The organism is Clostridium sartagoforme (assembly GCF_039521405.1).
Taxonomy (GTDB): domain Bacteria; phylum Bacillota; class Clostridia; order Clostridiales; family Clostridiaceae; genus Clostridium; species Clostridium sartagoforme.
Map to the genome: position 1 here is coordinate 88059 of NZ_BAAACH010000037.1, position 12443 is coordinate 100501.

Genomic DNA, 12443 nt, shown 5'->3' on the forward strand with positions numbered 1-12443 from the left:
ACCTCTTAGTTTAATCCTTCAAAATAATCCTTTATAAGATTCTTTAAACTTTCTGGAAGATTACTATTATTTGCACCTTCTAATGCACTATTAGTATAATCTCCTATTACTTTATCGTAATTTATTTTATTCCCATCTAAATTGAATCCATTTTCTGTTTCTATAGTTTGAGAATTTCCATCTTGATTTTTGTTTCCAGTTAGATTCTCATCATTACCAACTTCTCGTCCTGGAATATATATTTGCTCTCCTTTTTTATTATCTAAATCATTTTTATTACCTTCATTGTTCCCTGTATCCCAGCCTGTTCCTCCTTGGCCATTTCCACTTCCATTACCATTTCCTTGACCACCTTGACCTTGGCCTTCTCCTTGCCCTTCTCCTTCTCCAGAACCTTCCCCTTCTCCAGATCCTTCTCCACTTTTATCTCCAGGCTTATTTCCACTGCTATTATTTTGTGAATTTTGAATTGCATCCTTTAGACTTTCTGCATCAAGTTTCCCATCTAAAACTGAATTTGAAGCCTCACTTAGCGCTTCTGCAAGATTTTCATCATCCATGCTATTAGCAGCATTTGCAAGAGCTTTTGATAAATTATTTAATTCACTACTACTCATATTCCCAAGGGATTTCTTTAACTTTCCTAAGGCCTTTTCTAGAGCTTCCTTATCCTTGGATAATATTGCATCAGAAAGTTCCTTTCCCTCTTTCTTTTTCATAAGCTCATTAACTAATTTATTTAAATCTTTCTTTGCACTTTCTTCTTTATCTTTATTAAACTCATCTAGTAGGTTTTTCTGAGTTTTTTCTATAACCGCTTTACTTTTATCACTCTTTGCCTCATTCTTTTTATCTTCTAACTTTTTTTCCATTCTTTCTAAAGTCTTATTTACATCAAGCTTCTTTTCACTTTCCTTTAATTCCTTTTTTGCATCTTCCAATATCTTTTTTATAGCTTCTTTTTCTTCTTCAGTTAACTCTTCTGATTTCTCAACTAATTTCTTTTCCTCTTCAATCTTTTTAATAAATTCTTGTTGATATTTATTGAATTCCCTAATTGAATTAGCTTCCTTTTTAGCTGAAGTATCTATAAATGATGTTATAGAACATATTATTATTAATCCTATAACCATAAGAATTTGTTTTTTATCTATACTTATCTTTAAATTATTTTTTATATTAAAACTTTTAATATAAGATACAGTATCATTTTTTTGAGCAATTGAAATACTATCTTCTTCATTTATTAATTCTAAAGAAGTTGTAACTCTTTCTTTTAACCCTTTTGAGTCAACTATTAAAGCTACTTTCTTTTTATCTGGTGATTTTATAAAACCATATATTATTATTGAAATTAGTCCTACAGCTAAAACACCAAATGAAACTTCTTCAACATATGGAAATGTTATAAATAAAGATATTAACAGTAAACATAAGATTAAGCATAGTAGGTATTTTAACCCTACTATGCTTAAATTTATTATAAAGTTCGCTTTAATTCTTTTGGATGCCTTTTTTATAAAGGTTAATATTTCATTATTTAAAGAATTCATAGCTCTACTCCTTTACACTTTTATTTGCCTTAATCTTTACCTTCTTGCTTCTTTTTCTATTTAGAGGATTTAGTCTTCTTGATGCTAAGTATAGCAATATTATGCTTCCTACACTTTGAATCCCTATTGAAATATATTCTGTATATTTTGAAATCCCTAATTCTGCTATCATATAAGGGAAATTATTTCCAAGGCCTACTTGATTGGATAGCATACTTATAAATCCAAGTGCTGGACTTAAATAAGCTATAGGCGATATACTTGGTCGATTAATAGATGGTCCTCCACTCATTCTCATCATAGCAATAATCCAAATTATATAAGCTATAACTATTGTCCCTACAAATAGAAATAATACTATTGCATAAGTTAATGCAGTTGCTACCTTAGATGTTTTTACATAACTAGAAATAAAAACACCAATTGATCCAACAAATATTGTGTTTATTATGAATGATAAAACTAATACAAATATATTACTTATCTTTACTCCACCTATCAATGAACATATGGAATATAATGGTATTGTACAAACTATTAACATTATTACTTTAAGAGAAGAAGCTAATAGTTTCCCAATTATAATCTGAAATGAACTTAACCTAGTTGATAATAAAATATCTAATGTTTGTTTTTCTCTTTCTGAACATATTGAAGTTGATGTTAATGATGGTACTATAAACATTAAAAGTACAGCTTGAGCTATTGCCATTCCTATATATAATGTTACTGATCCTTGCATATTTAATCCACTTGCATATACTTCTTTACTATAAGAATTATAAAAAAGTAGTGTTCCTATTGATAAAATAGCTATATAAATAAATAGCATAATTGTAAATCTTGGTGTTCTTACAGTTAACTTACTTTCATTTCTTAAAACTGGATTCACTCTCATTTTCATCTCCCCCTTCTAATTATTATCCTCTGTTATTTGTATAAATACATCTTCTAAATTACCTATTGCCTTAGCAAAACCTATAACAGACACATCTTGTGTAACTAAAGCTTTTAGTATTTTCTTAGCTTCTTCATCTCCTCCAGTTACACTTGCTGTAATTTTGTTTCCATCTATTGAAATGTCTTTAACATCTGGCATTTGCTTTAAAACTTCTATTGCTTTTTCTGGCTCTTCTATAACAGTGATATTAATAGGGGCTGTACCTGATGCTCTAAGCATAACCTCTTCAACAGTTCCTTCGCATACTATAGACCCATTTTTTATTATTCCTATTCTAGTACATATTTCCCCAAGTTCAGATAGTATATGAGATGATACTATTATTGTCTTTCCCATCTCCTTAAGATTTTTTAATATCCCCTTCATTTCAAATCTTGCTCTTGGATCCATACCTGAAGCTGGTTCATCTAGTATTAATAATTCTGGATTATGAACTAAACATCTTGCCAGACATAATCTTTGTTTCATTCCTCTTGATAAACCATCTACATTTGCATCATACTTATCTTGTAAATTAACAAGTTCTAATAAATCCATAGATAACTTTCTAGCTTCTTCACCAACAATTCCATATATTGAAGCATAAAATTCTAGGTACTCTATGGCTCTTAAATTATCATAAACTCCAAAGAAGTCTGGCATATATCCTATTTTATCCTTTAAAGCTTTATTGTTTTTTATTGCATCTATTCCATCTACATAAACTTCTCCACTGTCCGGGGAAAGTAAGCCAGAAACTATTTTCATTGTAGTACTTTTTCCTGCTCCATTTGGACCTATAAATCCAAATATCTCACCTTTTTCTATTTCTAAGTTTAATCCATTTAATGCCTTAAACTTACCATAGGATTTTTCAAGGTTTTTTATAACTAGCATTATTTTTCCCTCCCCTTAACTGTTATTTTAGGAACCATTGATTGACCTTTCATGTCATCAACAGTTACCTTTATTTTCACTGTGTTGTTATCAATATAATCTTCTATATTTTTTATCTTTTCATAGCCTTGAGATAATGTTATCTTTTCATAACCCTTAGTCTTATAGTTATATATATGCTTTTCTCCATTTTCTCCGCCATTATATCCATATCTATCAACACCAGATTTTACTATAACTTCTGTAACATCAATATTGTTATCAATCTTATAATCAAATACTATTTCCCCTTGTCCATAGATATATCCATTATATTCATCTAAATGGACATTAGCTGATGAATTAACTGAATCAACTTTATATGAAAAATATCCGTCAGGGAAATTTAAAGTTCCATCCTTACTCTTAAAATCTATATTGACATCTTGGACTATTGCTGTTGTATCAAATTTTGATACAGATTTTTTACCAAAATTCATTCCATATTCTATAGGTAAGTCAGTAATTGCAACTAATTTTATTTGATTGCTTGAAGTTATTTCATCAGAAACTACTGTTAGTAAATTGGAATTTCTTAATATATTCTTGTACTCTTCCTTCTTTAAATCACCTTTACTATTCCACCTTGCATCATAATATTTTTGACTTAGTGTATCTGCATAAGCTTGAAGACTAAATGCTCCCGAAACTGATGCTCCTTCTATCGTCTTTTCCTCTCCTTTACTTAATGCTCCTAAATCCCATACATTTTGACCTACAACTAAAATTAACTTATTTATTTGTATATCTAAATTATTTTTTACAGATCCATTTAAATTCCCATCAGATAAATTAAAACTTGAATCAATTTTAGGCACAACTTGTTCTTTTCCTATAACTTCAAATGTCTTAATATCAAGTGCATCATTATCTTCAAATGTAAAATAAGAATTATTTCCTTTATAAGTAGTTTTCACTCTTAATCTATCTTGTATTTCTTCTTCTGGATTTCCATAGTAATACATATCATCTGTCATATAGCTCATAGTTAAGTCTTCTGGTTTTTCTATACTTACATCATCCTTATATTTTGTTCCTATTCCTATATATCCTTTTGCTATTCCTTTACCATCCTTATCTACTGAAACTATATTATTTTGATTTAAAATTACATCATTCACTCTTGTTGATGACCCTATAAAGTAAATAACTAAAGCAAATATAACTGAAATTACTGGTACAGCTATCCAAGTTAAATCTCTTTTATTTAGCTTCTTTAAAACTATATAAAGTACAATTCCTATAATTAATGCATAGCAAGCAAATACTACTATTAAAGGAGTTGTTCCTACTATTTCATTTGTTGGAATAGTTTTTATAAGTTCTCTAGATCTATAATATCCTTGACCTATATATCCGCCATTCATATTCTTATCAAAAATGCTATTTGCTGCATCTGTAAGAATTAGACTTAAAAATTTACTTGCATCCTTTGATGATATTAATGGTTCTAAACCTAAATCAAAAGTTGTTATTAATATTTGTCCCTTACCTTTTTCAATAGAATATACTAAATCCTTTTCTGATGTTTTATTTTTTATTTGGGAATCTTTAACTTCTAAATTAGAAGTTATAAGCTTTAAGTTCTCCTCTACTAAGGTTATATTTTCTTCTTTAGCTCCATTAGACTTTATTTGTAGAAAATCTTTATCTATACCCCCTACAGTTTTAGCTTCATTTGCTCCTGTTCCTAATACTAAAGTTCCACCTTTATTAATCCATGAATTTATTGCAGTGTACTGCTCCTTTTTTAAATTAGACATATTATAATTATTTATTATAATTGCATCTAATCCATCTATGTTTAAATTATTTTCACCTATTATGTTTTCATCTAGATATACACTTTCAATTGTTCCTTCAAATCCTCTACTTGAATCAAACTTTACATTACCAACATATCCAAGTGAAGTAGCGTCATCAGTTAATATTCCAACAAACATATTGGTTTCTGTTACTCTTCCACTTGATACTAATGTTTTCTTTTGTTCTAAAACCTTTCCATTTTCAATAATATTAACTGTCATCTTACTTGAATTTTCTAATACTTTTACAGGTATTATAACTTTACTAGTTTCACCTTTAGTTAATGAAACTTCTTTACTGTAAGCATCATAAGTTCTTGCATTAGAACTAGCTACTCTTATTTCTACTTCACCTGTAAAATCCTTTTTTAAGCTATTAACTTCTACTGTTACAGGTATATATTTCATAGCCCTATACTTACCTTGAATTCCATAACTAACTTTTATCTCATAGTTCTCTGAACTATCGGCTTTAGCCTTTACTTCCAAAGAAGTAAAAAATAAACTAGTTATTACTAATACTAAAATAGTAGTTATTGCACTTTTTTTATAAAACCACTTCATCATTATTCCCCCTAGGTTTCAATTAACAATTAATTATTATTTTTATTGAAATTTATCTATATTAATAATTGTACCCTATTTAGTATAAATTTCCCTTAACAAATTCTTAAAAATTCCTTATTTTTAACAAATTTAGTAAAAAAGCCAGTATCCTTTATTGAATACTGACTTTTAGCTATTATTTAATTTTTTATATGAATATAATTACTAACTATTACTGACCTGAGATTTATTAAAATATGAAACTATAAACAAAGAAGAAATTCTGAAAGCAATATCTCTAATATTAAAAATTTTCTTCTTAAGTATTATAAAATCAATAATATCTCTATTCAAATAGCTCTTATTAACATAATCATAAATGTTCCATTTCGTCTCTGTCTATTTCTACATAGCTATTTAGTAATTGTAAAGCATATTCTCTTTTTCACAGGAATACTCCTCTACTTTACATATTTATCTGAAAAGAACTTTTATCATTTGTAAATGTCTAGCACAAATTAATTAGCACTATTATATTTTAAAGAAAAGAGTCAATGAAAATAGCTATTCTTAGCTTCATTTACTCTTTTTCCCTTTTAGAATATATGTCTTTAATCCTTATCCCTTTTAGTCCATATTATTTTTCGATCCTCTACTCCATAAATTTTAATCTTTTTGAATTGATTAATCAATTTTGATATATTAAAGATACTAAGTGAAACTACTACTAAAAATAGAATACCTATAAGATAATTTTTATTTGATTCAAAAAAAAGATATAAAAAGAAAAGTGACATAATGACTGCAATTGTAATAAGAATACAGTTAGATATTAAACATGTCTTTTTCCACTTTCTATAATGTGAATTTAAAATAAAATATCTATAATCTTCAGAACCGGTAACTTCTAGTTTATTATTTATTGTTATTATTGAATTCTCAACTGCTTTTACTTCAATGGCAACAGGGATATGGAATGATCTTGGATCCGGAATTAACAGATCCAAAAGCGAAGCTAATAGTATTAGCCAAGTTTTGTCCTCAAATATACTATTAAAAAATAGAACTTTCTGATCTTCTTTAATATAAACATAATTATCTGCTTTACAATTGACGCTAAACATAAAAACATCTCCTTCTTTTATATCAGAATAACTATATTCCTTTTGCAGAGACTTCATAATATTATGTTTTATAATTTTATTTTCATAAAATATCGTATATTTATTTAAGCTATAAATAAATACTAATATTAAAGAAAGTAAAATAGAATAAAAAATTATAGAACATCTTTTATTTTTTCCCTATAAACTAAATATCTTCTACTAATATTATTAATGATTCTACAGGGAATCATTAATAATATTATCGCTGGAATTAAGGAGCATACTGTATTCTCTAATATCTTCATTGTTATTAATAAATAATTGTAGTTAAAGTTTTTAATAAAACTTTCAATTACATAAGTTACTCCAATAACGTATAAAGATAATAATATTACTGTTAAAATTAAAATTCCTAGTCTCTTAAAAAATTCTCCTATTGATCTTGCTTCGAAAAGCAAATTGTATTGATACATAAATAACCTCTGTTCAAAATGTATATTTTGTTAAATAAAACTCTTCCAAGATATTATTAATTTATAGTATTGTAAAACTTTAAAATAACTTTTAATAATATATTAAGTTTTTTATATAAATATATATAGAATTTAATAACCACATACTACATATAATTATGGGAACAACAAGGATTTTTTTATGTGTTTTCTTTAGATATACAATACTAAATATTAACCCAAACAATGGAGCAATAAATTTTATTATTATTGCAATAATAATAAAGGCAAAAAATATTAAGGTTAAAATTCCCTCTTCAATATTTTTATCAGTATTAAGTATTAATGCCACAGAGGAAATTGCTGTAACTATTGATAATAATATTAATATAATTAAAAATCTTTTATTAACTTTTTTTAGATAATTAATTTTCACCTTATCTACATTATTTATACTAAGATTAGAACTTATTACTTCGTATTCTTCCCTACATTTACTGCAAACATCAATATGATCTTTCACTAATTCCTTTCCTTCTTTACTTAAGACATTTTCAATATAATTAGGTAATAAATCTTTAATTATTTCACACGATGCTATATGTTTCATTTTACCCCTCCTACCAAAAATTTAATAAATCTATATATCTATATAGCAAACTGATTATTAAATATATAACTATAATTACTAAAGATATAAAAAATGTATTTGAAACATTATAACTATTACTACCATATGAAGCTTTCTTCCATATCCAACAAAATAATAACGCCATCATTGGAATAAAATAAATACCTATATTTAATACTACCATTAAAATAATTTCTTCAGTAGAAATTCTATACAAACCAATTTGAATGTCTTTACACATCATTGATAAACTTACACAAGCTGCACTTATTATTATTAATGAAATGAATAATAATATAATTTTTAATTTAAATTTTCTAATTGTATCTATTTCACTACTTTTTTCATTAGAATTATTAACATTGCGTATTCTATAATATTCTTTTTTACAAGCATCACATTCTTTTAAATGTTGTTTAATGCAAGCATTCGTTTCTTTGCTTTCAACTTCATCAACATATATAGGTAATAAATCCCTAATTATGGTGCAAGATAATTTATTCTCCATCTTCTAACCTCCTAATAAGCTTAGATTTACCTCTATAAAATGTAACTCTAGCCCAATTTTCTGACTTCCCTAATATCTCACTAATCTCCTTAAAGCTTAAATCTCCTGTTAATCTAAGATAAATAACTTCTTTATACGGATTCTCTAAAGATTGTATTATCTTATATATACTTTTCTTATTCTCATTTGATATAACTAATTCTTCTGTAGAATCACCCTTAATTTGAATATTTTCATCATATGAAACATTTATTGTTTTTCCTCTTTTCTCCCATTCTTGAAATAGAATATGCTTAGCTATTTGACAAAGCCATACTGAAATTTTACACTTTCCGTTATATTTATGAATTGATTTAATTGCCCTTAAGAAAGTTTCCTGTGTTAATTCTTCAGATAAACTCGCATCTTTTGTATAACTAAGTAAAAAACCATATACAATCTTAGAATTCTCTTTATATATTTCACCAATAGTAAGCAATGCTTCACCTCCCATAATATATATCCTATTTTTCGTAAATCCGTTACAAAATAAGAAAAAAGTATTTCTCTATGGTGAATTAACTTCATAATCAAGAAATACTTTTTAAATTAAGTTTAATATTATTTATAATTTAATTAGAATGTATTCCATATTGCATTATAAATACTTTCTCTAGATGCTGAATCACCGCCATCTGCTATATCTATTGGATTTGCATGACTTCTTAAATAACTTAATAAAGGTGCTCCAACAATAGGACCAAGAATTGCTAATGTAGCAGGTGAAGCATAATATATTACTGCATGTGCATATATCTCTTTAGCGATTTGATACTTTGTCATAAGTCTAACTTGATAACTTCTTATTAAAACATCTGCCTTACTTAGGCAAGTATCTTTATTTAAATATGATGTTGACATAGCTAGACTTACCCCCCCCCCCATCAACATATTCCATTTCATCTCTGTCTATTTCTACATAGCTATTTGGTAATTGTAAAGCATACTCTCTTTTTAATACAAATATACTCATTTTATTCTCCTCCATTTTATACATATATATTTAAAAGAACTTTTAATCCTTGTAAATCTTTCACATAAAATTAATTAATTCGCGCGCTTTTCATGTTTAATTTACCATATTAAAATTTCTTTTAATGCAAAGTAACTAACTAAATTTAATTCCTATTAATTCTAAAATATATTTCATCCTTAAAGGAAACTCCTCCTCAATTCTTCGGATGAGTAACTTCAAGGTACTAAATCATAGATTTAGACTTTCAGTCACTTTTCCTGATATTGTTCCATATTCTGATTGCAATAAGCCTCCTATGACTAAAGATACTTCATCTTCTACATGTATTCTTGGTCGATCACTTGAAGGTAACATAGTTTCTATTATTAATTCTTCTTCTTTACTTGTTATAGTTCCTATTAAGCTTCCTCCTTGTAGTACCATTCCAGAAGTTAATGGCGTATTTAAATGAATAACTCCACTTTTTTGAGCAACTACTTTATATTGTTCTTTTCCTTTTTCTAAGGCTTCCTTTTGTGCTACTAATTTTGATAATTCTAACTGATATTGATTTTTTTCACTTGTAAACTCTGAAATAGTTTTATAGTAGTGCTCATCAGATTTATCTTTTGTGTTTTAGCATATTCTTCAATTTGTTTATCTTCATAGCCTTGATTCTTTATCTATATTAAATTCTTTTCTTCCTATATATGACGCATTTAATTTATTGTAAAATTCGCTTTCTATTTCATCATTTCTATCAAAGTAGCTTGTTTCATAATAATTCCTCCAAAATCTTTTTATAGTATATCATTCCAAAACTACCTACTATCCCCTAATAATTTTAATACTATGCTATAACAATTCCACTTATTATAACCTTCTCATATTTTTGTTACAATACATATATTTCTTCGGTTGCTATAATAAATTTAACTTCTTGTTAATCATTTTTATTGATTTAAGCAATTTATATACTCTATACTATATATTATTATAAACTCTTTCTTTAACTCTAATTCTCCTTCTTCTTGCTTTTGATATTAATTATTATTCCAATTAGTAATATTAAAATACCAAATATTAAACCTGTAGAGCTTACATTAGTTACATAAGATTTTAATATAGAATTTACTATTAAAACAACACCAATACTTATAACGAAAGGTCCTAAAAATTTCATTTTAAAATCTAGCTCCTTCATAACTATGCATTGGATACGGATTATATTCAGTTTCATAATGCCCCGATACATATCTTGTAATATAACCATCACCATCTGTATCTAATGCTTTAGCACCAGACCAACTTCCAATAACTGAGACAGAACCCTGTAAAATGAACTGCCCCCTGTCAAGTAGACAGGATAAATAATATAAATTTATGCTGCTAGTGTGTGGCTTCTATATTCAGTAGGAGCCATGCCTTTTAACTTTTTCTGTAATCTTTTTGTATTATAAAATTCTATATAGTTAATAATAGCTTGTTCAAGATCTTCAAATTCATCAAATTTTTGTAGGTAATACATTTCAACTTTTAGAGTTCCCCAAAAAGCCTCCATAGGGCCATTATCAATACATTTACCAACTCTAGACATGCTTTGTATTGCTTCAATTTTATCTAGCTTACGTTTGAAATTTTTAGATGTATATTGGAATCCGCGATCACTATGAAATAGTGGCTTTGCGGTCGGATTAGTTTCAATAGCTTTATCTAAAGTATCAAAGACTAATTTATTGTTGTTAGCCTTACCTAAAACATAAGAAATAATGCTATTATCAGCAAGATCTAATATTGCAAATAGGCCTTAGTTCCGTTACTTAACTTGAATTCAGTAACATCAGTTAACCATTTTTCATTAGGCTTTGTAGCTATAAACTTTCTGCTTAATATATTTTCAGCTGTAATTTGTGGAGTACTTTGAATATATCTTTTCCTTTTTCTCCTAATGACAGCAGTAAGTTTTACAGAGCTCATAAGTCTATATATACGCTTATGATTATAGTTTTAGTTTAGTATTTTATTTATATTTAACGTTATTCGGCGATAGCCATAAATACCTTTAACTTCTTCATATAATTTAATAATTTTATCTAGAATTAATTTGTTTTCTTTATCTCTTTCAGTTTCGCTTCTGTTAACCCACTTATAATAAGAAGCACGTCCTACTTCAGCACATTTACATAGTTCAGTTATTGAATATCCTAATTCATGTAATTCATTGATTGCAATATATTTGACAGTAGATGAAACAGTATATTTATCTACCTCCTTTCTATCTCTTCTAATTTTTTTAAGTAGTCATTCTCCATTTTTAATCGTTTATTTTCAGCTTCTAAAAGCTTTAATTGTACAGCAAATTTTTCAGATTCACTTAATTCTTCAACAGGCTTATTTTTACCGCGTCTATCGACTAGCGCGTCATGTCCATTTTTATTGTATTTCTTTACCCAAGTATAAACTTGTTGATATGAAACATTGAATTTATTAGCAGTTAAATTATAATCGTTAGCGTTAGCAATACAAAACGATACTATTTCAATTCTTTCTTTGTAAGTTGTTTTTCTTCCGTTGGTCATAATACGATCCCCTTTATTGTGAGATTTAATCTTATTATTCCCATTATACTTTCTTATCCATCGCTTTAAAATCCCTCTATCTAAAATTTGATATTTTTTACAAATATCAAACATAGTATATTCACCTTTAAAATAATCATCAATAGCCATTTTTTTAAGATCAGCGCTATAATACTTATTTTTAGATTTAGTTATTAAACCGTCTGGACCAAAAACTCGATATTTTCTTACCCACTCTTCAAAAGTAGCTTTACTTACATTTGCTCTTGTATATGAGCCTGATATGCTAAATCTTCCTTCTAAATAATCTTCTACAATCTTAATTTTAATTTCTGGTGATACTTTAACTCTTCTCCCCATAAATAAATACTCCCTTCATAAGCACAGTTTTTA

The 12443-nt window shown here is 27.1% G+C and carries 15 protein-coding genes and 1 pseudogene; all 16 read right to left on the minus strand.

All coding sequences use genetic code 11. The annotated features are described in order from the left end of the window. Window positions 1–5: 5 nt before the first annotated feature. The 16 genes and pseudogenes from ABDZ60_RS14295 to ABDZ60_RS14365 all read right to left on the minus strand — a co-directional run bounded on the left by ABDZ60_RS14295 (window position 6) and on the right by ABDZ60_RS14365 (window position 12410). The gene (locus tag ABDZ60_RS14295) at window positions 6–1553 is read right to left on the minus strand and encodes a pectinesterase (protein WP_343778955.1); all 1548 of its coding nucleotides are present in this window, start codon (window positions 1551–1553) and stop codon (window positions 6–8) included. Window positions 1554–1557: 4 nt separating this feature from the next. Further along, window positions 1558–2451 carry an ABC transporter permease gene (locus tag ABDZ60_RS14300; RefSeq protein WP_047000659.1) on the minus strand — a complete coding sequence of 298 codons (894 nt, stop codon included), beginning with the start codon at window positions 2449–2451 and terminating at the stop codon, window positions 1558–1560. 15 nt (window positions 2452–2466) lie between these two features. Continuing rightward, window positions 2467–3390, minus strand: a complete 924-nt coding sequence (locus tag ABDZ60_RS14305) for an ABC transporter ATP-binding protein (RefSeq protein WP_343778958.1) — start codon at window positions 3388–3390, stop codon at window positions 2467–2469. Then, a complete protein-coding gene (locus tag ABDZ60_RS14310; protein ID WP_343778960.1) occupies window positions 3390–5798 on the minus strand; it encodes a hypothetical protein in 2409 nt (802 codons plus the stop codon). Before ABDZ60_RS14310 ends, ABDZ60_RS14305 begins: the two co-directional genes overlap by 1 nt. A 593-nt stretch (window positions 5799–6391) precedes the next feature. Then, complete coding sequence (locus tag ABDZ60_RS14315) at window positions 6392–6904, minus strand: hypothetical protein (RefSeq protein ID WP_047000656.1); 513 nt, start codon at window positions 6902–6904, stop codon at window positions 6392–6394. 155 nt (window positions 6905–7059) lie between these two features. Further along, entirely contained in the window at window positions 7060–7359 is a 300-nt protein-coding gene (locus ABDZ60_RS14320) for a hypothetical protein (RefSeq protein ID WP_343778963.1), read from the minus strand. A gap of 91 nt (window positions 7360–7450) precedes the next feature. After that, window positions 7451–7948: a zf-HC2 domain-containing protein gene (locus ABDZ60_RS14325; RefSeq protein WP_343778965.1), complete on the minus strand. Its 498-nt coding sequence runs from the start codon at window positions 7946–7948 to the stop codon at window positions 7451–7453. Window positions 7949–7958: 10 nt separating this feature from the next. Beyond that, the gene (locus tag ABDZ60_RS14330; RefSeq protein ID WP_047000653.1) at window positions 7959–8477 is read right to left on the minus strand and encodes a zf-HC2 domain-containing protein; all 519 of its coding nucleotides are present in this window, start codon (window positions 8475–8477) and stop codon (window positions 7959–7961) included. Continuing rightward, complete coding sequence (locus tag ABDZ60_RS14335; protein WP_084820729.1) at window positions 8467–8955, minus strand: RNA polymerase sigma factor; 489 nt, start codon at window positions 8953–8955, stop codon at window positions 8467–8469. The genes ABDZ60_RS14330 and ABDZ60_RS14335 overlap by 11 nt, the downstream gene beginning before the upstream one ends. A 137-nt stretch (window positions 8956–9092) precedes the next feature. Beyond that, window positions 9093–9377, minus strand: coding sequence for a hypothetical protein (locus tag ABDZ60_RS14340; protein WP_242849795.1), 285 nt, complete (start codon window positions 9375–9377; stop codon window positions 9093–9095). Further along, a complete protein-coding gene (locus tag ABDZ60_RS14345) occupies window positions 9355–9489 on the minus strand; it encodes a hypothetical protein (protein ID WP_343778968.1) in 135 nt (44 codons plus the stop codon). The genes ABDZ60_RS14340 and ABDZ60_RS14345 overlap by 23 nt, the downstream gene beginning before the upstream one ends. Window positions 9490–9720: 231 nt before the next feature. Continuing rightward, on the minus strand, window positions 9721–9915 hold the full coding sequence (locus tag ABDZ60_RS18690; RefSeq protein WP_052953920.1) for a hypothetical protein: 195 nt from the start codon (window positions 9913–9915) through the stop codon (window positions 9721–9723). Between the two features lie 571 nt (window positions 9916–10486). Further along, on the minus strand, window positions 10487–10711 hold the full coding sequence (locus ABDZ60_RS14355; RefSeq protein ID WP_343778971.1) for a hypothetical protein: 225 nt from the start codon (window positions 10709–10711) through the stop codon (window positions 10487–10489). Window positions 10712–10852: 141 nt separating this feature from the next. After that, window positions 10853–11310 (minus strand): annotated as a pseudogene (locus ABDZ60_RS14360) (IS3 family transposase); the annotation flags it as partial. Window positions 11311–11478: 168 nt separating this feature from the next. Next, the gene (locus ABDZ60_RS18695; RefSeq protein ID WP_486187735.1) at window positions 11479–11760 is read right to left on the minus strand and encodes a transposase; all 282 of its coding nucleotides are present in this window, start codon (window positions 11758–11760) and stop codon (window positions 11479–11481) included. Then, on the minus strand, window positions 11736–12410 hold the full coding sequence (locus ABDZ60_RS14365; protein WP_343778973.1) for a helix-turn-helix domain-containing protein: 675 nt from the start codon (window positions 12408–12410) through the stop codon (window positions 11736–11738). Before ABDZ60_RS14365 ends, ABDZ60_RS18695 begins: the two co-directional genes overlap by 25 nt. Window positions 12411–12443: the final 33 nt, after the last annotated feature.

Bases quoted from the DNA above. Each gene is read 5' to 3' on its own strand.
- ABDZ60_RS14320 (WP_343778963.1), bottom strand. From the start codon at position 7,359: ATGTATCAATACAATTTGCTTTTCGAAGCAAGATCAATAGGAGAATTT.
- ABDZ60_RS14330 (WP_047000653.1), bottom strand. From the start codon at position 8,477: ATGGAGAATAAATTATCTTGCACCATAATTAGGGATTTATTACCTATA.
- ABDZ60_RS14305 (WP_343778958.1), bottom strand. From the start codon at position 3,390: ATGCTAGTTATAAAAAACCTTGAAAAATCCTATGGTAAGTTTAAGGCA.
- ABDZ60_RS14355 (WP_343778971.1), bottom strand. From the start codon at position 10,711: ATGAAACTGAATATAATCCGTATCCAATGCATAGTTATGAAGGAGCTA.
- ABDZ60_RS18690 (WP_052953920.1), bottom strand. From the start codon at position 9,915: ATGGTACTACAAGGAGGAAGCTTAATAGGAACTATAACAAGTAAAGAA.
- ABDZ60_RS14345 (WP_343778968.1), bottom strand. From the start codon at position 9,489: ATGAGTATATTTGTATTAAAAAGAGAGTATGCTTTACAATTACCAAAT.
- ABDZ60_RS14365 (WP_343778973.1), bottom strand. From the start codon at position 12,410: ATGGGGAGAAGAGTTAAAGTATCACCAGAAATTAAAATTAAGATTGTA.
- ABDZ60_RS14300 (WP_047000659.1), bottom strand. From the start codon at position 2,451: ATGAGAGTGAATCCAGTTTTAAGAAATGAAAGTAAGTTAACTGTAAGA.
- ABDZ60_RS14325 (WP_343778965.1), bottom strand. From the start codon at position 7,948: ATGAAACATATAGCATCGTGTGAAATAATTAAAGATTTATTACCTAAT.
- ABDZ60_RS14340 (WP_242849795.1), bottom strand. From the start codon at position 9,377: ATGTCAACATCATATTTAAATAAAGATACTTGCCTAAGTAAGGCAGAT.
- ABDZ60_RS14315 (WP_047000656.1), bottom strand. From the start codon at position 6,904: ATGTTTAGCGTCAATTGTAAAGCAGATAATTATGTTTATATTAAAGAA.
- ABDZ60_RS14295 (WP_343778955.1), bottom strand. From the start codon at position 1,553: ATGAATTCTTTAAATAATGAAATATTAACCTTTATAAAAAAGGCATCC.
- ABDZ60_RS14310 (WP_343778960.1), bottom strand. From the start codon at position 5,798: ATGAAGTGGTTTTATAAAAAAAGTGCAATAACTACTATTTTAGTATTA.